This window comes from Methylobacterium nigriterrae (assembly GCF_037106235.1).
GTDB classification, from domain to species: Bacteria; Pseudomonadota; Alphaproteobacteria; order Rhizobiales; family Beijerinckiaceae; genus Methylobacterium; species Methylobacterium nigriterrae.
Genome location: NZ_JBAWTG010000005.1, coordinates 1 through 18,559 on the forward strand (window position 1 = coordinate 1; position 18,559 = coordinate 18,559).

At 67.8% G+C, this 18,559-nt stretch carries 22 protein-coding genes and 1 pseudogene; 11 read left to right on the plus strand and 12 right to left on the minus strand.

Going from position 1 to position 18,559, the window contains the following annotated elements; genetic code table 11:
* Nucleotides 1-98 precede the first annotated feature (98 nt).
* Nucleotides 99-756: pseudogene (locus WDW90_RS04925) on the minus strand (IS5 family transposase); the annotation flags it as partial.
* A 547-nt stretch (nt 757-1,303) separates the two neighbouring features.
* Between WDW90_RS04925 and WDW90_RS04930 the strand changes: the two are divergent.
* Nucleotides 1,304-3,253 (plus strand): hypothetical protein, encoded by a 1,950-nt coding sequence (locus tag WDW90_RS04930; protein WP_336486183.1) that lies wholly within the window; start codon nt 1,304-1,306, stop codon nt 3,251-3,253.
* Between the two features lie 237 nt (nt 3,254-3,490).
* Nucleotides 3,491-3,844, plus strand: coding sequence for a hypothetical protein (locus WDW90_RS04935; protein ID WP_336486184.1), 354 nt, complete (start codon nt 3,491-3,493; stop codon nt 3,842-3,844).
* A 148-nt stretch (nt 3,845-3,992) separates the two neighbouring features.
* Here the strand turns inward: WDW90_RS04935 and WDW90_RS04940 are convergent, their stop codons facing one another.
* Nucleotides 3,993-4,220, minus strand: a complete 228-nt coding sequence (locus WDW90_RS04940) for a hypothetical protein (RefSeq protein WP_336486185.1) — start codon at nt 4,218-4,220, stop codon at nt 3,993-3,995.
* A 574-nt stretch (nt 4,221-4,794) separates the two neighbouring features.
* Between WDW90_RS04940 and WDW90_RS04945 the strand changes: the two genes are divergently transcribed.
* A complete protein-coding gene (locus WDW90_RS04945; RefSeq protein ID WP_336486186.1) occupies nt 4,795-5,166 on the plus strand; it encodes a hypothetical protein in 372 nt (123 codons plus the stop codon).
* 153 nt (nt 5,167-5,319) lie between these two features.
* Here the strand turns inward: WDW90_RS04945 and WDW90_RS04950 are convergent, their stop codons facing one another.
* Nucleotides 5,320-5,628 carry a hypothetical protein gene (locus WDW90_RS04950; RefSeq protein WP_336486187.1) on the minus strand — a complete coding sequence of 103 codons (309 nt, stop codon included), beginning with the start codon at nt 5,626-5,628 and terminating at the stop codon, nt 5,320-5,322.
* Between the two features lie 203 nt (nt 5,629-5,831).
* Here WDW90_RS04950 and WDW90_RS04955 point away from each other — a divergent pair, with 203 nt between their 5' ends.
* The 4 genes from WDW90_RS04955 (at nt 5,832) to WDW90_RS04970 (ending at nt 7,561) form a co-directional block, all read left to right on the plus strand.
* Entirely contained in the window at nt 5,832-6,128 is a 297-nt protein-coding gene (locus WDW90_RS04955) for a hypothetical protein (protein ID WP_336486188.1), read from the plus strand.
* Between the two features lie 122 nt (nt 6,129-6,250).
* Nucleotides 6,251-6,685 (plus strand): CHRD domain-containing protein, encoded by a 435-nt coding sequence (locus tag WDW90_RS04960; protein ID WP_336486189.1) that lies wholly within the window; start codon nt 6,251-6,253, stop codon nt 6,683-6,685.
* Nucleotides 6,686-6,804: 119 nt separating this feature from the next.
* The gene (locus WDW90_RS04965) at nt 6,805-7,134 is read left to right on the plus strand and encodes a PsiF family protein (protein ID WP_336486190.1); all 330 of its coding nucleotides are present in this window, start codon (nt 6,805-6,807) and stop codon (nt 7,132-7,134) included.
* 154 nt (nt 7,135-7,288) lie between these two features.
* Nucleotides 7,289-7,561 (plus strand): hypothetical protein, encoded by a 273-nt coding sequence (locus tag WDW90_RS04970; protein WP_336486191.1) that lies wholly within the window; start codon nt 7,289-7,291, stop codon nt 7,559-7,561.
* Between the two features lie 164 nt (nt 7,562-7,725).
* Here the strand turns inward: WDW90_RS04970 and WDW90_RS04975 are convergent, their stop codons facing one another.
* Together WDW90_RS04975 and WDW90_RS04980 are read right to left on the minus strand one after the other, a co-directional pair.
* A complete protein-coding gene (locus WDW90_RS04975) occupies nt 7,726-8,742 on the minus strand; it encodes a hypothetical protein (protein WP_336486193.1) in 1,017 nt (338 codons plus the stop codon).
* A gap of 55 nt (nt 8,743-8,797) precedes the next feature.
* Nucleotides 8,798-9,865: a TAXI family TRAP transporter solute-binding subunit gene (locus WDW90_RS04980; RefSeq protein ID WP_336486194.1), complete on the minus strand. Its 1,068-nt coding sequence runs from the start codon at nt 9,863-9,865 to the stop codon at nt 8,798-8,800.
* Between the two features lie 716 nt (nt 9,866-10,581).
* Here WDW90_RS04980 and WDW90_RS04985 point away from each other — a divergent pair.
* Nucleotides 10,582-11,043 (plus strand): hypothetical protein, encoded by a 462-nt coding sequence (locus WDW90_RS04985; protein ID WP_336486195.1) that lies wholly within the window; start codon nt 10,582-10,584, stop codon nt 11,041-11,043.
* Between the two features lie 315 nt (nt 11,044-11,358).
* On the opposite strand, the gene WDW90_RS04990 is transcribed toward WDW90_RS04985, so the two are convergent.
* Nucleotides 11,359-11,889 (minus strand): hypothetical protein, encoded by a 531-nt coding sequence (locus WDW90_RS04990; RefSeq protein ID WP_336486196.1) that lies wholly within the window; start codon nt 11,887-11,889, stop codon nt 11,359-11,361.
* Nucleotides 11,890-11,926: 37 nt separating this feature from the next.
* Between WDW90_RS04990 and WDW90_RS04995 the strand changes: the two genes are divergently transcribed.
* Together WDW90_RS04995 and WDW90_RS05000 are read left to right on the plus strand one after the other, a co-directional pair.
* The gene (locus WDW90_RS04995; protein ID WP_336486197.1) at nt 11,927-12,346 is read left to right on the plus strand and encodes a hypothetical protein; all 420 of its coding nucleotides are present in this window, start codon (nt 11,927-11,929) and stop codon (nt 12,344-12,346) included.
* Nucleotides 12,347-12,783: 437 nt separating this feature from the next.
* Entirely contained in the window at nt 12,784-12,927 is a 144-nt protein-coding gene (locus tag WDW90_RS05000) for a hypothetical protein (RefSeq protein WP_336486198.1), read from the plus strand.
* A gap of 9 nt (nt 12,928-12,936) precedes the next feature.
* On the opposite strand, the gene WDW90_RS05005 is transcribed toward WDW90_RS05000, so the two are convergent.
* Complete coding sequence (locus tag WDW90_RS05005; RefSeq protein WP_336486199.1) at nt 12,937-13,185, minus strand: hypothetical protein; 249 nt, start codon at nt 13,183-13,185, stop codon at nt 12,937-12,939.
* Between the two features lie 230 nt (nt 13,186-13,415).
* On the opposite strand from WDW90_RS05005, the gene WDW90_RS05010 reads away from it, so the two are divergent.
* Entirely contained in the window at nt 13,416-13,769 is a 354-nt protein-coding gene (locus tag WDW90_RS05010; RefSeq protein ID WP_336486200.1) for a hypothetical protein, read from the plus strand.
* A gap of 139 nt (nt 13,770-13,908) precedes the next feature.
* Here WDW90_RS05010 and WDW90_RS05015 read toward each other — a convergent pair whose 3' ends face one another.
* From WDW90_RS05015 to livM, 5 genes are read right to left on the minus strand one after another with little or no spacing between them, the layout of a single operon-like run.
* The gene (locus tag WDW90_RS05015; RefSeq protein ID WP_336486201.1) at nt 13,909-15,030 is read right to left on the minus strand and encodes a branched-chain amino acid ABC transporter substrate-binding protein; all 1,122 of its coding nucleotides are present in this window, start codon (nt 15,028-15,030) and stop codon (nt 13,909-13,911) included.
* Between the two features lie 57 nt (nt 15,031-15,087).
* Nucleotides 15,088-15,462: a DUF6867 family protein gene (locus WDW90_RS05020; RefSeq protein ID WP_431310982.1), complete on the minus strand. Its 375-nt coding sequence runs from the start codon at nt 15,460-15,462 to the stop codon at nt 15,088-15,090.
* A gap of 2 nt (nt 15,463-15,464) precedes the next feature.
* The gene (locus tag WDW90_RS05025) at nt 15,465-16,280 is read right to left on the minus strand and encodes an ABC transporter ATP-binding protein (protein ID WP_336486203.1); all 816 of its coding nucleotides are present in this window, start codon (nt 16,278-16,280) and stop codon (nt 15,465-15,467) included.
* A complete protein-coding gene (locus tag WDW90_RS05030; protein ID WP_336486205.1) occupies nt 16,277-17,155 on the minus strand; it encodes an ABC transporter ATP-binding protein in 879 nt (292 codons plus the stop codon). Before WDW90_RS05030 ends, WDW90_RS05025 begins: the two co-directional genes overlap by 4 nt.
* On the minus strand, nt 17,155-18,555 hold the full coding sequence (livM, locus tag WDW90_RS05035; RefSeq protein WP_336486206.1) for a high-affinity branched-chain amino acid ABC transporter permease LivM: 1,401 nt from the start codon (nt 18,553-18,555) through the stop codon (nt 17,155-17,157). Before livM ends, WDW90_RS05030 begins: the two co-directional genes overlap by 1 nt.
* Nucleotides 18,556-18,559: the final 4 nt, after the last annotated feature.

The window sequence follows — 18,559 nt, forward strand, 5'->3', positions numbered from 1 at the left end:
CCCGCCGAGGCCGAAGCACGCTACTATGCACAAGCCGAGGTCCGAGCCTTGGCTGCCTGATCCAAACCAAACAGCCTCCGAAATTCCCGGAGCGGTTCAAGACGCTCGACCCGGCTGCGGTTGTTGTAGATCCACTCCGGACAAGCGACAGGAGCCTCATGCCGCTGCGGCGGGATCGCAGGCCGTGCACCCATGCGCCAGATGTGCTCGCGGAAGTGATGGCTGGTGTAGCCCCGGTCGCCCACCACCCACCTCGGCACGCCCGGCAGTTGATCGAGCAGCGGGATGGCCTGGGGCAGCTCATGCGCTTGCCCAGGCGCGATCCGGAAGGCGATGGCGCGACCAGCGCCATCGGCGATCACGCAAGCCTTGGTGCCATAGCCGCCGCGAGAGCGGCCAAGCGCCTCACGATGATCGCGCTCAGCTTGAGATTCCCCTTTCGCGCAGCCCCCGCCGCCTTCTGGTGAGCGCACACGCTGGTGCCGTCGAGGAACACCATGCCGAGCTGCACACCGCGCTCCTGAACGAGGCTGAGGAGCCGCTCCCAGACGCCGGCACGTGCCCACCGGATGAAGACCTGAGGGCACGCCACCAGGGTCCGAGTTCAGCTGGCACAGCGCGCCACTTGGCTCCGTTCTGATGGCGCTAGAGGATGGCCGAGATCGTGCAACGCAGATCCTGAGGCGGCGTCTTGCCCTTCGGCCGACATGCCTCAACGAGTGGCTCCAACTCGGCCCATTGTGCCTCCGACAGCATCGCTCCTCCTCGCGCAGGAGAGGCGAAACGCTCACCGCATCGGGTGGTTCAAGCGATCACAGGCCGTAGAGGCCTCCTGAAATGGAAAAGGGAGCCCGCAGGCTCCCCACGAGGCGGCAGAGATCAGCCCCACCAGTGGTGATGAGGGTACGTTCCCTGAACTTCGCGACTGGCAGACATCCCTACCGAACAAGGCCACGGGACACCTACGGTGAGGAGCCAATCACCACCGCAGCATCACCAGTCTGCTAGGAATAAAAGCTCCGGTCAAGGCTTTTGATTGACGCGACGCTAATTGCCAAGTTGGCTGATTGCGTTTCGCTAAGAAGCTCCGTCGGATGCGGCCTTATGCGATCCCCGTCGGCACTGAGGCCACGCGCGGGTATTTCCGGCAGCTGGGCCACGCTCGACTCACAATCTTGTTCGCCGCAGCTCAACCGTGCTTGACCTCGGCCCACGGCGGATATGCCTAGTGCGTACGGCGCTTTGCGCGCGTGCCGGAACGACCGAGAACGCGCCCCGGCCTATGAGAGCGAACGAGTGTAAGATGGGCAGGCTTCTCAGAGGTCTCGCAGGGCTGATCGTCGTGCTCTTGATGGAGCTGCCGGTTCAAGCAGGCGGACTTAACCTTGGCGGCACTGCGCGCTGGGTCGTGATCGCCAGTCGGCCCAATCTCGACGAGGCAATCGGCGTCGCGCGTTACCATCGCTGGCAACATCCAAATGTGCGTGTCGTGCGCGCAGCCAACGGCTGGTACGCTGTCGTTTTCGGGCCAGAACAGGTCTCCGATGCTCGCACGCTGCGCCAGAAGCTGTCGCGCGAGGGAGGACTGCCCAGCGACTTCATCTTCTCGCGCGGTGACAGCTACGTCGAACAGGTCTGGACACCGCCCTCTCGATCATCACCAGTCGCCGCGTCGGTAAAGTACGATGGCAAGCGCGACGTTGTCATGCGGCTCGCGGATGTCAGCGTGACCATCAGCAGTGCCCCGGAGAAGGGCAGCTCGGATCGTCACCCCATTGCGATTGGGCAGCAGAGCGGACGTCAGCTCTTCAAAATGGCGCTGGAGCGGTCCACGCGAGACCCGAAAGAGGATTATGCCTCCGACTTCGCGGAAATGGAGGCGGTACGTCTCGATCCAGCCTCACCCCGCCCGAGCTTCGTGTTCTCCTCTTTCTGGGGCGGTGCGCATTGCTGCACCGTCACCCAGATCGCTACCGAGGATGCTCGAAACGGGTTTTGGAATGTCGTGGATGGGGACACCCTCGACGGCGGGGGCGGCTACGCCTTTGAGGATCTCGACGGCGATGGGGTCTACGAGCTTCTGAGCGGCGACCAGAGCTTCCTCTACGCCTTTGCGCCTTACTCATCCTCGAACCTTCCTGCTCGGATCGCACGCCTGCGTGAGGGGCGGATCGAGGATGTATCGCGCCGTGCCGAGTACGCTGCTTATCATCGACAGCGGCTGGCAACCATGGAGCATAGCGCGAGCTTCAGTCCGGAGGTTTGGCGCGACAACGGCTTCCTGGCAGGCTGGGCTGCCCAGAGCATTCTCGTCGGGCGTGGTGAGCAGGCATGGGCACGCATGCTCCAGCTCTACGACCGCAACTCCGATTGGGTGCTGGAGGAGTGCGTCGTCAATCTGCCGCTGAGCAAATGTCCGGACGACCGCAAGCGTAAGGTCGATTTCCCAACCGCTCTGCGTCGTCACCTGAACGAGAAGGGCTACGCGACGGCCTGGCTCGGTCAGCCGAACGCACCTCCAGCCGCCATCCTTCCTCCGGCAGGGCCGCCGCAGTACGACATTGCTGCCAACCTGTTCGACAGGCTTTCGGTCGATCAGCGCATCAAGCTCCAGGTGCTGCTCACAGCCACCGGCTATCAAGTCGCCGTCCCAAGCGTGAGCTTCTCGAAGCGCCTGTTTGAGACGTTGCTCCGCTACCAGTCGCAGGCCTTGCAACCTGCCACCGGCATGTTCAGCGACCTGCAGACAGGTGCGCTGATGCGCGAGGCCACGCCACTGCTGCGCACTTGGGGATTTCGCGCCGCTCCGCATCCGTTCCGCGGTCGCCCAATTTGGGTGCCTGTTGGCCTCGGCCTACGTGAGGAGCGCACCGCGACTGGCATCACTTGGAAGGATCCTGCCAACCTTGTGGTGCTGAGCTATACTTCTGCACCGGACAGCTTGCAGGACAGCTATCGCAGTTCGCTCGACCGCTTTGCGCGCGAGGGTGCACGTGTGAATTTCAAGGTGATGCGGCCCGACTTCTTCGCGATCTCAGCGTCGGGGGCGGACGGGCTCGACTGGTACATTCGCTTCCACCGAGATGGGCCAGGCATCCTCGGGTTCTTTTTGGCCTGGAGGACAGCCGAGACGGACCTGCACACGATCGGGTTGAGGGCGACGATTAGACCAATCTCGCCCTCGTTGCCCAGGAGCCGCTCGCGGCTGCGCAACACGCCGGGGTGTTCAGAGCGTTCGGCGTCTCATGGATGAGCTGCGTGATGTTCGCGTGGTCGCGCTCGATCTGCTGCCAGATGTCCATACGCACAATCCTCCGGGTCGGCATGTTCCAACCCAGGCGAGGCACCGCCGTTCCCGGCTCACGCTTGCAGGTGAGAGGTCACCCAGTGCCTGCGCAAATCGGCTATCGCTCGGAAGAGCGGGAGGATCAGGACGGCCCCAACGATCCGCCGGTAGAGGTGTTAACCTCGAAAGCGGGAGATGATGCCGATGAACACGGCGGACGCACCGAGCGAGCGCTTGGAAACGGTATCCGAGCTTGCGGTCAGGCTGGCTGAGAGAACCTTGGCCAAGATGATGCAGCACCGCCCGGTCGATGAGCAGTCCGTGACGGCTCTCTCAGAAGCTGTCCTCCTGCTGCGGGACTACGGCCATCCCGTGCCGCCCCTTGCCCTTGAGTGTCTGACGCACTTCTTTCGAGAGCGCCGTGAGCATTCGGCGGCTGTTGAGCGGGGTGACAGCGCGGATCAGGAGCCCGGCCCACACCCGAATGAGGAGCATGGCGAGACCACCGCAGGCGGCAAGCTGATGGGCTTGTTCCGCTCGCTTCGCCCAGGAGCCTAACCTCAGCCAGGAAGCGGGCTGAGTGAGCCGCTTTGAGCCAGTCGGTGCACGGCTGTCTGGTGTCTGTCACCGTCGAGGATGCGGGGCCGCCAGTTCGAGCAACGAGGGGACAGGCGTTCCCCTGGGCTATCCCTAAGCCGCGACCGGCTCACTCTGCTGGAGAGTGCTTGATCCGAGCTCCCGCACCGCTTGAGCTGAGCACCAGCGTCAGCAGGCCCGCCGCGACCATGAAACCCGTAATCGCCAGAAGCGTCCGTTCTTGAGCATCGAGCCAGTGAGCGTCTTCAGGTTGTACGGTAAGGTAGGCCAGCACCAGGAAGCCAAGCAGGAAGCTCGGGGCTGCCTCGATCAGGTAGAGCCCCTGCCAGCCCGCCACCCCATGGGCTCCGTCCGTTGCAGCCATGATCCGAGCAGTTAGGGATGACATCCGCTCCTGCCGTGTGGCCCAAAGCCGCCCTGCCCCGAACTTTCGATTCCAAAAAGCGACAGCGCGGCCTGGCAGAACGCACCGGACGCATGCTACATTGCTGCTACACGCTCGCAGAAAAAGCCGTGATTAATCAATGCTCTGAGCTCCTTAGCGCCGCATCCCCTTGGGAGCGCCAGTTGGTGCTCAAGCCCTTGTCGGGGCTTAAGTTTTCGTCGGTATCGTGCCTTACGTCACCGCTCCCGCGGTTTGACCGATGTGCCATTGCGCCGATGCCGCAATTCGACGTCCGATGATTATCCCATAGATTTCATTCATCGCGTCCTCCCGCCTTTGATAATGCCGCTCTTGCCAAGCCCGTGGACGGCATGAGCGAGTGGATGCGGTTGCTGCCTACGAGGTGTCTGGGGAAGCGCCCGGGGCGTCGAGCGTGCCCAGTTCCCGTCGGCCGTTGCCATGATAGGGTTTCCCTGCTTCAGGAGCATCGCACGAGAGCCGGCTCAAGGCCACGAATGGGAGCAGCATGCGCGAGATCCGCTACTGGCACAGCGCGCCGTTTCGGCGGACCTACGGCCCGGACCGCTCGTGGAAGGGTTTCCCGAGGCAGGATCGGGACGGCTACTACCTGACGATGGGGTACCGGATCCGCCTCGATGACGGACAGCCGGAAGATGGCGAGCCAGCTCCCGAGCCGTCCAGGTCGATGCGAACCGGACCGGGCGGCCTCGCCCGGAGCATCCCGCGCACAGCACGCGTCGAAGGCGGGCCGCGCAAGCGGGCCGAGGGCCGAATCTCGTACAGGAGCTTCGGATATTCCGGCGGCTACGACGGCTACGAGGGCCGGATGGTCCGGCCCTCCGGGCCAGCCGGTCTCGGTGGCGGGGCCGCTCGCTGACGCACCGACGGAAGTCCGGAGCGGGTAGGACGATGCGGTTCCCGCCGCCGATCGGGGAAGCCCAAGCGTCGCCCCTTCACCCGCGCGCCGCCCGTCACGCCATTGCGTGCGCAGGCCAGGCGATCGCGCCGCCCGGCCTCGCCGGTTCGGTCATCAGTAGCGCTCGTAGCGCTCGTAGCGCCGTCCGTAGCCGCCTCCGTCGTAGAACCGGCGCGGCCCGACATCGCGCGAGGATCCGCAATAGTTCAGCCCCTCCTCGTAGCAGACGCTCGGCGGGCCCGGGATGTAGCGGCCGCCGCGGCGGCAGGAATAGCCGCACATAGCGACCGGGCTTGCCGCTGACGCGGCGCGGAGGCTTTGCGCGGAGACGGGCATGGCGGGCGCCGCCCCGGCGGCACCGATACTGATGCCGACGAGCGCGGCGCTCGCGGCGACCAAGGATGCTCTCGATGAAGCCTTCATGGGTTCCTCCTAACCTCGTGGATCGCTCATGGGCGGCGGTCAGGTGAATGCCTCCGGAACGGCGGCGATCGCCTGGCGGTTCCGGCGGACGGTTCGGGCCTCCCGATTGCGGCCTCAGCGGGCATGTGCGCCTAATCCTGATGCGCCGATCCTGCACCGCCAAAGGTTGAGCAACGACGCGCCCGCCCAACCGTTGCGTCGATATGGTCCGCATCGTCATCCTGATCGGCACCCCGAGAGGCCGGCGCCTCGTCGCCGCGTCGACGGAGCGCGACGCCGCTCTGCTGGCGGAAGCGGCGCTCCTGCGGCTCGGACCCGGTGCGTTGCCGGCACCGTTCTGGGTGCAATGCGAGGACGAGCCGACGCGCGACCGGCTCACCGGCTACCTCGGCGCGCTTCAGGTCGACCTGATCGACGTCCCGGCCGACCCTCCCTGGCGATCGTCGCACGGATTGTCTGCGCCGGGGCCTGCCCGCCCGAGCCGCCAGCGGCCTGACTGACTTGAGAGCCGCCGCCTCTCGCGGTGGCCGTCGCTCGCGCGGGCACGGTGTGGCCTTACGGCACGGCCTACCTACCTTCCCTCTCGGCACCCCTATCGGGGGTTGGCCACCGGGAGGATGACATGATCCACGCTGTTCGCACCGGCCTCGTCGTTCTGGGCCTCGCCTGTTGTACCCTGAGCGGCGCCGACGCCGCCGGGACTGCCACCTACCGGGCAAGCCTGAACGGGCAGAGCGAAGTGCCTGCCAACGCCGCGACGGGCACCGGCGAAGTGACTCTGACCTACGATCCAGCCGGCAGGGAGCTCTCCTGGAAGGGCAGCTACAGCGGGCTGACCGGGCCCGTCACCGCCGCCCATTTCCACGGCCCCGCCGAGGCCGGGGCGAATGCCGGCGTCCTGATCCCGGTTACCGCTTCCAGCAGCCCCTTCAGCGGCTCCGCGACCCTCGACGAGGCCAAGGCCGCGGACCTCGCGGCCGGCAAGCTCTACTTCAACATCCACACCGGGGCGAACCCGAAGGGCGAGATCCGCGGGCAGGTCGTGAAGGCGCCCTGAGGCCGACGCGAAAGCCCCGACGAAGGCGCGGTTGCATCAGGTTGTGCACAGGCTGCGGCCGCGCGTTCGCCTGCGGTGCCGCGCCTGATACGGTCGAGCAATCTTGGAGGACCATGTCCATGCGCTCTCTCAGCCCCGCGCTCGCTCTGCTCGTCATCCTCGTGGGCCCGGCCCTCGCGCAGCAGGGCGCTGCTGTGCCCTCGGCTGGGCAGGCGGCGCAGCGCGAGCGGATGAAGACCTGCAACGCGGACGCGGGCACGCAGAAGCTGACGGGCGATGCCCGCAAAAGCTTCATGACCGACTGCCTCGCCGGCAAGAGCGCGGCCGCGCCCGCCAAGACGCTCACGCCGCAACAGGAGAAGATGAAGAGTTGCAACGCCGACGCTTCGTCCAAGAAGCTGGCCGGCAAGGAGCGGCGCACCTTCATGAGCACCTGTCTTAAGGGCTGATCCCCGGCCGGAGAGAGCGGGGCCGCGCTGTCCCGCGGCCCCGCTCCCATCGGCCGTAATGAACCCTGGCCTCGAAGCGGAACGGTTTCGCTTGCCCCGTCGTTCGTGGCCGTGCCTGGCGGTCGGCCCTCGCTGGCCCGGCACAAGGGAGAGCATGGACATCATCAAAGACGTCTGCAGCGTCTGTGGAATCGACGTTACCGTCTTCGTCAATGGCACCTGCGCCATCGTCCAGACCAGTTGCCGGGCCCGGCGGGAGCATTGCCGCTGCACCAACAGGGAGACGTGCTCGCTGTTGTCCGTTCCGATCATCGAGCGGACGGTGCTGCAGAACCCGCCGCGAGGACCCACGCCGCTTCGACGGGTCGCGGCACCCCGTCATGTGCAAGCCCGTCACGACCATGAGGCCGCGAGCCGGCAGATTTAGAGCCACGGCCGAGCCGGGGCCGTTTCGGGGATGTGTCCCGTCCGAGGGTGCTCCGCGCTCAGCGCGCGGGACCGCGCTGCATGCCCGCTTTCGGGCCCCGAGCCTGACCGGCCTTCACGTTGCCGCCTGCCGAGGGATGGACGTCCGCGGATCGTCCTCGGCGGTCAGCGTCCGGCCCCCGCCTGTCCGGCCTCCAATTCCACCGCCTTCAGATACCAGCGCTCGGCCTCGGCGCGATTGCCGGTGAGGCCCAGGACCGGAAGCGTCTTGAGGACGCGCTCGTCGTAGGTCTTGGCGACGCCGCGCGCGCCGCGCGGGTCGCCCTCGGTGGCAGCGCGTCCGAAGAAGAGACGGGCCGCCGCGATCTCACCCGAGACCAGGAGTTGCTCGCCGCGCGCGACGAGACCGTCGAGCTTGCGCAGGTCGCGCTCGGGGGCCGCGGCGCGCCGGGGCTCGGTCCTGGCCGGATCCGGCGGCGACTTCGATTCCGCCGGTGCGACCGGAGCCGGACCGGACTGGGTCGGAGGGTCCACCTCGCGCGCGGACGGCGCCGGCGGAAAGGCCGTGACCTTCGCGGCACCCATCGCGAACGGGTCCGCGGCCTGCGGGGGCAGACCGCTCGTCACGAGCTGCTTCTCGAGATCGGCGGCGCTGGGAGCCGGGGCAGCGGGGGGCGCCTGGAACGGCTCCGAGGTGGGCGGCGGACCCGCAGGCTGGGATTGCGTCGGGCGGAGATCGGCCGTCCTCGGCGCCTCGGCCGGCACGGTCTTCGGTCCCGCCGGCATCTCGGCCGTTCGCAGGTCGAACCGCGCCAACGGGGCGGGCAGCCGGATATCGAGCACCAGGACGGCGATCCCTGCGCCGAGCCCCCCGGCGATCAGAAGGAGGGGCCAGCGCTTGCGGCCGATGACGCGGTGGAGCATGCGCCTTGCGTAGCCCTCGGCGATGAAGTTCTCAGGCTTCGACAGGGCGGAGGGCGAGCTGTCCTTCGAAGTCAGGCCTCCGAACTGGCGCATGTCGACCGGCGCCTGCTTGGGGCCGTAGCGCTTCAGGAAGCGAATGTCGCTCTGCTCGTCCGTGGTGCTGCGGAACGGGCCGACGCCCTGCTCCGGAAACAGCGGGCGGACCTCTCCCTCCGGGGCCGGCTCGCCCTGGCCTGAACGGCCGCTTGGAACTGCCATGTCACCCTCCCTTCCGGATCGAGGCGAAACGCACGCGGCCTCGGCGAGCGTCCGGCTAACGGCCCCCCTCGGGAGGTCCGGAAATGTCCTGCAATCCCGACAGGCCGGCGCGGCCGCGGACGGCGGCGGGCTCGGCCGGCCGCACCGCCGCCGCGGCCGGCATCACCGATCCCGACGCCCCCGCACGGCGATCGAGGGCCTCCTGCGCAGGCTTGAAGCGCCGCCAGCCCGGCAGGATCGCGGCGAGGTTCACCTCTCGCCACTTCGCATGCCGACCCGGCTCGCGCAGGCGCTCGAACCGATCGAACAGGGCAACCGTGAAGGCCTGCAGTCTCCGGTAGCGCTCCGATGCCTCGGGCCAGTCGAACGCCACCAGGGCAGAAGCGACCGCGACGGTGTCGACGCTCTCGCCCTCCGCAATCAGGTCTGGATAATCTTCGCGATCGAGGGTCGCCGGATAATACGCATCGCCGAGGCCCGGCTCATAGGGCACGGAGAGGAAGTGCAGGCCGCTCCCGCGGTGCGACTCGCCGTAGAGCGAGGCGGGCTTGCCCGTGAGGAAAAACGAGGCCACGAGGCCACCCGCCTTCAGCTGTGCGGTCGCCTCCCGCTGGCCGAGATTCGCCTCGGTGAAGCGGATGCCGAGATGGTTCAGCACTGCGCGGGCGACCGTCTGCGTGGAGCTGTCGACCTCGCCGAGATTGATCGCCTGCCCGTCGAGATCCGTGATGTGGCGGATCTCGCGGCGCGTCAGGATATGAAGCTCGGCATTGTTGAGCTTCGCGATGTAGACGACGCGCTTGTTCACACCCGACTGCTCGGCCTGGCGCAGGTCGGCCGTCGCGATGACGCCCATGTCGACGCCGCGGGTGCGCAGGACGTCGGTGATGTTGCGCTCGCCGCCGCGGCCGAGAAGCACGGCGACCCGCAAACGCTCGTCATCGAGCGCGCTTGCCATGTCGGCGGCGATGTCGAGGGCGGTGCTGCCAGGCTCGCCCGCCACCAGGGTCACGGTCTGGACGCGCTCGGGTACCGGGGTGAGCGGACTCGTCCTGCGCTTGACGAAACGCGAGGCAGGACGCGCCGTGCGGGCGGCGGAGACCGTTGGTTGGGCAGCCAGCATCTCGGCTTGGGGCTGAGCGACGGCCTCCCCAGGATCGACAGCGAACGCCACCGCGATCGCGATGAGAGCAAGAGCGCCGCGGCGGCAAGCGGAGCGGCCCCGCGCCAAGCGAGACCGGCCTCTCGCCGCCAGGGCTGCCGGCTGCCGAATGCCAGTTGTTCGATGCACGGTTCCTGCCACGCCGCACCGTATAATCACGCGTTCGCACCAGAGTGTAATGATGCGCACGACCGCCCGGCAATCATGAAATTACTGCCAATAGACGCGGACACACATTGTCTTCGATCGTACGGTCGGCGTGAATTCGACGAACCGCCAGACTATCAGGACTGATCTTGACCCCACGCCGATCTAGCATTCGCGCGCCGGCCTCTGCGGTACTGCACCGAGGAAGAGCCCGGCCGTCCGAGGCGTGCTTTGCGAGGATTGCACGTGCAGGATTGCGGCTCACGAGGATCGGCGCGATGCCGCGGCGGTTCGCCCCATCAGGCCCGGATCGATCGCTGTTCATCCTCGCCCAGGTCTCGCCACCGCGGATGCAACCGCCGACACCTCATCAGATATGGCCCGCCCTTCGCCGCGCCGACGACGGCCGGAGACAAATCGATCCGGCGCCCCACTGCAGGAATGACTGAGAAAGTTCGAGGCTTCGTACGGGACCGGACCGACAGGTCCCGCCGAATCTGATTAAAGCCACGTGGAGCGGGAAGGCCCCGATGAAGGCGCGCACGCGGATGCAGAACAGATCGAAAACGGTTGTGGCGGCGAAAGCTTTCGCCAGCGCCCTAATGTTGCAGTGCACGCGCCTTTTCGCGAAGTCCGCCGCCGTGGAACCTGCCCCGCATCGGACGACGAGCGTCGCGTGGGCGCGAGCCGGCGATCCACCTCCCGACGCCATGCCCGCGCCACGACCGATGCGCGAGCGCGTGGTCGATGTCCTGCTGTTCCTTCTCGCGCAGACCGACGAGCCCTCATGCGAGGATTGGCTCAACGCCATCGACGACATGTTCAGCGAGTTGAGCGAGCGCGAGAAGGTCAGCATGGCCGAGGCCGGCATGGCGATGCTGGCGGCCGAGCGGGCCCGGTCCGTCCCGGTGCTGAGCCTCATCGCCCCGGAGCGCCCCGCGAAGGGCCGGCCAAGCGGCGGACGGATGGACGACCTCACCGCTGCCGCCTGATCACGCTCGGAAGACCGGCGCGAGACGCGGGCCGGGATTGCCAGGTATCCTGCACGCCGGGCCGGCGGAGTACGCGCCCGGGCGGGAGCGCGACCATGAGTCTTCAGCGGAGCAGGCTTCTGCGGTGCAGGCGTTGCCGTCAGCCGATCCTGCCCGACGCGCGATGCTGCCCGCACTGTGCCGTATCGAGGCCGGCCGCGCGACGCCGGACCGGTCGGATCCTGATCGGGCTGCTGATCGCGATCGCCGCGCTCTGGGCCGTCTCGCGCGCGAGCAGGCCCGGCGTGCCGCTCCTCGCACCGGCGGTCGGCTCCGTCAGCGCAGGTAGATGACGCTGTAGAGCGTACGCCTCAGCTCGTCCTCCCAGAGCCAGACCCGTCCGTAGTGGCAGCGCTCGCGCAGGCCCTCGCGCAACCGGGTACAGTATTCGCCTGTATTGTCCTGGACGAGGTACTGGCAGCGGCCGGCGCGCCTTCGACGGGCCACGACAGTGCTCGAATGGTCGGCCGCAAGATCCGGATCCTTCGGATCGCGCTCCTGCAGCACGTACCAGCTGTAGCCAATGGTCGGTGCGCGGACATGGTCGAGGGCGTAATCCACCATCGCGAGCATGCGGCTGACCTGAGCCGTGCCGGGCGCTCGATCTGCCTCCAGCATCTCCATGAACTCAAGCTGGTTGGCGGCGACCCGGTAGGAGACCGGCAGCAGCGGCACCGGCAGCGGCCTACGCCGGCAGAGCGCCTCGATGCGGGCGAGCCAAGCGGCGTTGAAGGCGACCGCCCTCCGGCTGTGCAGCTTGCCGGGCGCCGTGCCGACGTGCCGGAAGCACTGGTTCGGCGCGCGCACGAAGCTGGCATAGCGCTGGGCCGCGAAGTAGCGCGAAATGCGCGTATCCTTCGTGCGCGGGCAGGCCGCGCTCCTCGCAGAGGCCGCCGATGTTGTAGAGGAGAGCCGCTGTATCCTCCTCGCCGCCCTCGAGCTTATCGAAATACGGATGCACCTGCGGATTGCCGTCGCGGCTGATGTCGGCCGCGTTGCGGCTCCAGGCGATGTCAGCCTCATAGGTCGGGTGCGTGCGCAGGTACGCCCGGAGCGCGGGATTGCGGATGGCGGCGAGCTAAGCGGAATCGGCGAAGTAGAACTTCGCGGCGACGTCGAGGGGCGAGACCACGCGGCCCACCCATTGCGCGATCATGTCGGCTGTGGCGTAGGCGAAGCAGATGGCGCTGTCGCCCTAGCCCATCGGGATATCGGCCGGGCGCGGCGAGATCCGGTTGCTGCCCGGCAGTGCATGGGTGCCTGACGGCATGGCGATGCGCACCGCAGCGCAGCGGGCACTTCGCGCGTAGCTCGGACGCGCCGGCAGAAGCCGAGGGTCAAATTCACCGGCGACCGCGACCGACGCGGCCATGATCAGCGCCAGCAGCGCAGCGCAAACGGCGCGCGCGCGAAAGAGGACCCACGTCCCCGCGTTCCCCCCGCCCTTCATTCGTCCGCCAACCCCTCTCGGAAGGCGGTATACACGTTCTGCGTGTTCTTGCGAATCCGTGAAGATTTACACGAGGCCTACGATCGGCGCCGCACGAGATCAGGCGGAGATCGGTAGTGGCCACGTCTTTCACGCTTTGTTGACTCTGCGCCGTGATTGCGACCGGGCTCGAAGCGACGCCTCCCGCAGTGCAACAATCGCGAAAGCTCTCGATCCTATTGCCGCCCTCTTAAGCAAGAGGGCAGAGGGCGATGGCCTCGAAGATCATTCTGGCGCTGACGGTGCTCGTCTTCCTGACGACCGGCCGGGCTCCGGGAATGCGCGAGTTGCGCAATCCGGACGCGGAGCACAGTGGCGCCCGCACATCGGTCTCGCTCAAGCGGACGGATGTCTGAGGGCGCCGTTCAGGCCTCGCCGGCCCCGTTCTGGGCATGTACCGTCGCCTCGAGCTGCCCCCGCTCCTCCAGCGCCCGGATCGCGTGGTGGCGGCTCAGGCCCTCGAACAGGTCGACGGCGGAGGGGCGGCCATCCTGCGCCATGTAGGCCGCGAGCCGCGCATAATCGGTGGCGAGGCGCTCGTCGCGGGCCGCGGCCTTGGCAAGCCCTGAGACGGCGGCCTCGAACGGGGTAAGCTGCCTGTCTGATACTGACATCACGCTGCCTTCGGGTTCACTGCCCCGGTCGCGAACTCTTCCGCACAAGACTTTGCCGAAGCCGTGCGGGATGGCAATGGCACCGGCGCTGAGACCGACAGCCGCAAGCGTCTCGGAGCCCGCGGGTGTTGCTCCGGAACATCGGATCGCCGCGCGGCGTTGCGGATTCCGCTTGCCCGCGGTGCCCGCGGTCGGTGAAACTCCCGCGCGGACCGGCCGTCGAGATCGGGATGAGAACGCGTTGGCTGATCCTCGCAGCGTTCCTGGCCGGGCCCGGCGCACCGGCGCGGGCGCAGGGCGGGGCTCCGCTCGATCTCAAACCGTCGGAGGCCGGACGGCAGGCCGAGGACCTGCTCCGGGATCTCCAGCGCGAGCAGTTGAGCGGCGGGGACCGCGGCGAGGCACGACCACCGCCGCCCGCCGTGAGGACGGGCTCGGACGCGGCGTCGAACGGATCCGTCAAGCGTCCAGCACAGCGGATGCGCGCCCGGCCGACGACTGAGGCCGGCCGCAAACGCTCGGGGAACCGGGGCACCCGGGATGCGAAAATCCCCAAGGGCATCTGCGTCGGCTGTAGTCGCTGAAGCGTCTTCCGCGATCTCCGGATCACGAAAAGCGCTCGAACCTTTCATGGAGCGCATCGTCTCGCGCCGAACCGGTGGCACGTAGCGGACAATGCGCGCGCCGGCGCGGGCCCGAGGGGTCCGCGCCGCGCCGGTCAGATCACTGCGTGATCTCGTTGCCCGTGTAGTCGATGTTGCCGGCAGGGTTCTTCTTCCAATTGTAGAGGATGTAGTCCGGCCGGGTGATGTCGCCTTTCTTGTCGTAGGCGATGTCGCCGATCACGGTCTTGGTCGGCTTGCCCTGGTGCAGGTAGTCGGCAAGCTTCTTGCCGTCGGTGGAGCCCGTCTCCTCGATCGCCTTGGCGAGGACCTGCACCGCCGCGTAGGCGTAGAGCGTGTAGGCCTCCGGATCGATGTTCTTGGCCTTGAAGGCCGCTACCACGTCCTTGGCGTTCGGGTTCTTGCGGGCATCCGGCGGGAAGGTCGTCAGGGTGCCCTCGGCGCTCGGGCCGGCGATCGCCACGAGTTCCTTGTCGACCATGCCGTCACCGCCGATCATCGGCGCGGACAGGCCCTGGTCGCGCGCCTGGCGGAGGATGAGGCCGGCCTCGGTGTAGTAGCCGCCGAAATAGATGGCGTCGACGCCGGCCTGCTTCAGCTTCGATACGAGCGCCGAGAAATCCTTTTCGCCCGGGTTGATGCCCTCGTACATCGCCTCCTTGCCGCCCTTGGCCTTGAACGCCTTCAGGGTCTCGTCGGCGAGCCCCTTGCCGTAGGGAGTCCGGTCGTGGATGAAGGCGACCTTCTTGCCCTTGAAGTTCTGGGCGAGGTAGGCGGCGGCGACCGCGCCCTGCTGGTCATCGCGCCCGCACGTGCGGAAGGTGTTCCACAGGCCGCGCTCGGTGAACTTCACGTTTGTGGAGCCCGGCGTGATCTGGATGATGCCGGCGTCCTGGTAGGCTTCCGAGGCCGGGATCGAGACGCCCGAGTTAAAGTCGCCGACCACCATCTTCACGCCGTCCGAGGCGAACTTGTTGGCGACCGAGACGCCCTGCTTCGGATCGGAGGCGTCATCGCCCACCGACAGCACGAATTTCTGGCCCTTGATGCCGCCGGCCTTGTTGATGTCCTCGACCGCCTGGCTCACGCCGTTCTTGAGCTGCGCGCCGAAGGCGGCGCTGTTGCCGGTGATCGGGGCGGCGACGCCGATCTTGATCTGCGCCTGCGCGGCCCCCGAGACCAGGAGCCCCAGCGCGAGGCCGGCCAGCAAGGATGTTCTCATTGTCTTCCTCTCCGTGTGGCATCCGTGCGGGCGCGAGAATCGTGCGGCCGGGCGGGATCAGGGGGTCTCGGCGGATGTCTCCCGCGGGCGCGCCCGCCAAGTCAGTGGCGTGGCACGCTCGTAGAGCCAGCGATACTGGGTGGTCATCTGGCGGGTTCGAGTGACCCGGAAGCCGACGGCACCGACGACGAGGAGCACGGCAGCATCGACCAGGTAATAGTGGAGGGACAGGAGCGTCCCCTCGAACAGCGCGAAGTGGATGAAACGCACGGCGCCCGCGAGCACGAGCAGCGCCAGGGCGCTTTGCCAGAAGGGACGCCAGGCCAGCGCGATGCCGCGGGCCGTCATCCAGGCCGCCCAGCCGCCCATCAGCACCGTGACGAGCAGGAACAGCCCGATCGAGCTTTCCTCGAAGAGTAGCCCCTCGCCCACGCTCACGCTCCCCCGCCCGGCCCGGCAGATTCCGGCACCGGATGCCCGCCCTCGAGATAGGCGGCCTTGATGGACGGGTCGTCAAGCAGGGCGCGGCTCGGACCGCTCAGCGTGATGCGCCCGTTGACGAGGACATAGCCCCGATGGGCGAGCTTGAGGGCGTGGTAGGCGTTCTGCTCGACGAGGAAGATCGTCATGCCGTCGCGCGTGTTGAGGTCGCGGATCGCCCCGAAGATCTGCTTCACCACGAGCGGCGCGAGGCCGAGCGAGGGCTCGTCGAGCAGGAGGAGCTTCGGCCGGCTCATCAGGGCTCGGGCGATGGCGAGCATCTGCTGCTCGCCGCCCGACATGGTGCCGGCGCGCTGGTTCAAGCGCTCCTTGAGGCGCGGGAACAAGGTGCAGACCCGCTCCAGGTCCTCCGCGAAGTGGCGCCCCGCATGCAGCGACCCGCCCATCTGCAGGTTCTCGTAGACGCTCATGCGCGGGAAGACGCGGCGCCCCTCGGGTGATTGCGCGATGTTGAGCCGGGCAATCTCGTGCGTCTGCATCCGGGTGATGTCCCGGCCCGCGAAGGTGATGCTCCCCGAGCGCGCCCGAGGGCTGCCGAAGATCGTCATCATCAGGGTCGACTTGCCGGCCCCGTTCGCCCCGATCAGCGTGACGATCTCGCCCTCGGCCACCTCCAGGTCGACCTCGCGCAGGGCCGCGACGCTGCCGTAATAGGCCGAGACGCCCCGCACCGCGAGGAGCGGCGCGCGGGCTTCCGCCTGACGCGCGCGGGTCTCCTCGACCAGCACGTTGATGCCCGCGACGCTCATGCCTCCGCTCCCGCCACCGGCACGGTGAGGCCGACCTCGGCGTCTACCGCCTCGACCTCCTCGTCCTCGACGCCGAGATAGGCGGCGATCACCTTCGGGTCCGCCCGTATCTCGCCCGGCGTCCCGTCAGCAATCTTCACGCCGTAATCGAGCACGACCACGTGGTCGGAGATCTCCATCACCACCGACATGTCGTGCTCGATGAGGAGCACCGAGGTATCGTCCTCGTCGCGGATCCGGCGAAGGAGCGCGTTGAGTTCCAGCGATTCGCGCGGGTTGAGGCCGGCGGCCGGCTCATCGAGGCAGAGCAGCACCGGCTCCGTGCACATGGCGCGGGCGATCTCGAGGCGCCGCTGCGCGCCGTACGGCAGGTCTCCGGCCGGATCGTCGGCCCGCGCCGTGAGATTGATCCGCTCGAGCCAAACCTTCGCCCGCTCGATGGCGGCGGCCTCGGCCGCGCGGTAGCCGCCGATACCGAGGAGTCCGAGCACCGTCAGGCCGGAGGCCCTCATCAGCGGCGCATGCTGGGCGACGAGCAGATTCTCCAGCACCGTCATGCCCTGGAACAGGCGGATGTTCTGGAAGGTGCGGGCCACCCGCGCCCGGCGGTTCACCGCATGGTTCGGCAGCCGCTCCAGGAGGTGGTTCGCGCCGTCCGCGTGGCGCAGCGTGAGCATCCCCTCGGACGGCTTGTAAAAGCCCGTGATGCAGTTGAAGACCGTGGTCTTGCCGGCGCCGTTCGGGCCGATCAGAGCGGTGATGTCGCCGCGCCGGACCGTGAAGGAGAGGTCGTTGACGGCGACGAGGCCGCCGAAGCGCATGGTCAGGTGATCGACGGTCAGCGCCGCGTCGCGGGGCGGGATCGGGGCGCTCATCAGCCGTGCCCCTCGCGCACGAGACTGCCCGCGATGGCGCGCCGCTCCTTCAGCGCAACCGAGGGCACGCGTACCGAGATGAGCCCGCGCGGACGCCAGACCATCATGGTCACCATGGCGAGGCCGAAGAGCAGAAGCCGGTACTCGTTCGGGTCGAAGCCCTCGCCGAAGACGGCCTTCAGGAATCCGAGGTTGCGCAGCATCTCGGGACCGCCGACCATGGCGACGGCCGCCACGGCGACACCGACCTGGCTGCCCATGCCGCCGAGCACCACGATCGCCAGGATGATGGCGCTCTCCAGGAAGTTGAAGCTCTCGGGGCTGATGAAGCCCTGGCGCACGGCGAAGAACGAGCCCGCGAAGCCCCCAAACATGGCCCCCAGCGCGAAGGCCGTGAGCTTCGTGGTGGTGGTGTTGATGCCGAGCGAGCGGCAGGCAATCTCGTCCTCGCGCAAAGCCTCCCAGGCGCGGCCGATCGGCAGGCGCCGCAGCCGCAGGGTCACAAGGTTGGTGACGAGCGCGAGCGCCAGGATGAGGTAGTAGAGAAAGACGTTGCGGTGCATCGAGTCGAAGCCGATGCCGAAGCGGGCCGCGAACCCGTCCTCGGCCGCCGTGAAGGGGAGGCCGAAGAAGGTCGCCCGCGGGATCGAGGAGATGCCGGCCGCGCCCCCCGTGAGGTCCACCCAGTTGATCAGGACGAGGCGGATGATCTCGCCGAAGGCGAGCGTCACGATGGCGAGGTAGTCCCCGCGCAGGCGCAGGACGGGGAAGCCCAGCATCATGCCCCAGAGCGCCGCGAACAGGCCGGCGAGCGGCAGGCAGATCCAGAAGGACAAGCCGAACGTGGTGGAGAGGAGCGCGTAGGCGTAGGCGCCCACCGCGTAGAAGGCGACGTAGCCGAGATCGAGGAGTCCCGCGAGCCCCACCACGATGTTCAGGCCCCAGCCGAGCATCACGTAGGTGAGAATCAGGATCCCGAGGTCGATCCAGTAGCGCGACTGGCTCAAGCCACCGGTGGCGAGAACCGCGATGGCGGGGAGGCCGAGCGCGAAGCCGACGAAGAGCGGCAGCGCCAGGCGCGAGACGCGCTGCCCGGCATTGGGCTCGGCATGAACCGCTTCGGTCGCCTGATGGGCGGCGGGCGTCAGTGCCCGCCGCGCGTCGCGCCGCGCGAGAACCAGACGCTGCACCACCCGCAGGGCGAAGATCGTCGCGCAGAGCGCCGCGACGAGGCCCCAGCGCGGGGTCAGGTCGAGGGCGCCCCCCTGGATCAGATCCGTCCGGAAGCTGACGATCGGGATGCAGAGCCCGAGGGTCACGAGCGCGTAGAGGCCCGCGTCCCGCACGATGTCGGCCAGGGAGACCTGCCCGTCCTGCCGGCCCGTCTGTAACGCCCGCATCGCC

Coding starts and splice junctions, on each gene's coding strand:
- WDW90_RS04930 (WP_336486183.1), top strand. CDS start 1,304: ATGGGCAGGCTTCTCAGAGGTCTCGCAGGGCTGATCGTCGTGCTCTTG.
- WDW90_RS04935 (WP_336486184.1), top strand. CDS start 3,491: ATGAACACGGCGGACGCACCGAGCGAGCGCTTGGAAACGGTATCCGAG.
- WDW90_RS04945 (WP_336486186.1), top strand. CDS start 4,795: ATGCGCGAGATCCGCTACTGGCACAGCGCGCCGTTTCGGCGGACCTAC.
- WDW90_RS04950 (WP_336486187.1), bottom strand. CDS start 5,628: ATGAAGGCTTCATCGAGAGCATCCTTGGTCGCCGCGAGCGCCGCGCTC.
- WDW90_RS04955 (WP_336486188.1), top strand. CDS start 5,832: ATGGTCCGCATCGTCATCCTGATCGGCACCCCGAGAGGCCGGCGCCTC.
- WDW90_RS04960 (WP_336486189.1), top strand. CDS start 6,251: ATGATCCACGCTGTTCGCACCGGCCTCGTCGTTCTGGGCCTCGCCTGT.
- WDW90_RS04965 (WP_336486190.1), top strand. CDS start 6,805: ATGCGCTCTCTCAGCCCCGCGCTCGCTCTGCTCGTCATCCTCGTGGGC.
- WDW90_RS04970 (WP_336486191.1), top strand. CDS start 7,289: ATGGACATCATCAAAGACGTCTGCAGCGTCTGTGGAATCGACGTTACC.
- WDW90_RS04975 (WP_336486193.1), bottom strand. CDS start 8,742: ATGGCAGTTCCAAGCGGCCGTTCAGGCCAGGGCGAGCCGGCCCCGGAG.
- WDW90_RS04980 (WP_336486194.1), bottom strand. CDS start 9,865: ATGCTGGCTGCCCAACCAACGGTCTCCGCCGCCCGCACGGCGCGTCCT.
- WDW90_RS04985 (WP_336486195.1), top strand. CDS start 10,582: ATGAAGGCGCGCACGCGGATGCAGAACAGATCGAAAACGGTTGTGGCG.
- WDW90_RS04995 (WP_336486197.1), top strand. CDS start 11,927: ATGCGCGTATCCTTCGTGCGCGGGCAGGCCGCGCTCCTCGCAGAGGCC.
- WDW90_RS05000 (WP_336486198.1), top strand. CDS start 12,784: ATGGCCTCGAAGATCATTCTGGCGCTGACGGTGCTCGTCTTCCTGACG.
- WDW90_RS05005 (WP_336486199.1), bottom strand. CDS start 13,185: ATGTCAGTATCAGACAGGCAGCTTACCCCGTTCGAGGCCGCCGTCTCA.
- WDW90_RS05010 (WP_336486200.1), top strand. CDS start 13,416: ATGAGAACGCGTTGGCTGATCCTCGCAGCGTTCCTGGCCGGGCCCGGC.
- WDW90_RS05015 (WP_336486201.1), bottom strand. CDS start 15,030: ATGAGAACATCCTTGCTGGCCGGCCTCGCGCTGGGGCTCCTGGTCTCG.
- WDW90_RS05025 (WP_336486203.1), bottom strand. CDS start 16,280: ATGAGCGTCGCGGGCATCAACGTGCTGGTCGAGGAGACCCGCGCGCGT.
- WDW90_RS05030 (WP_336486205.1), bottom strand. CDS start 17,155: ATGAGCGCCCCGATCCCGCCCCGCGACGCGGCGCTGACCGTCGATCAC.
- livM (WP_336486206.1), bottom strand. CDS start 18,555: ATGCGGGCGTTACAGACGGGCCGGCAGGACGGGCAGGTCTCCCTGGCC.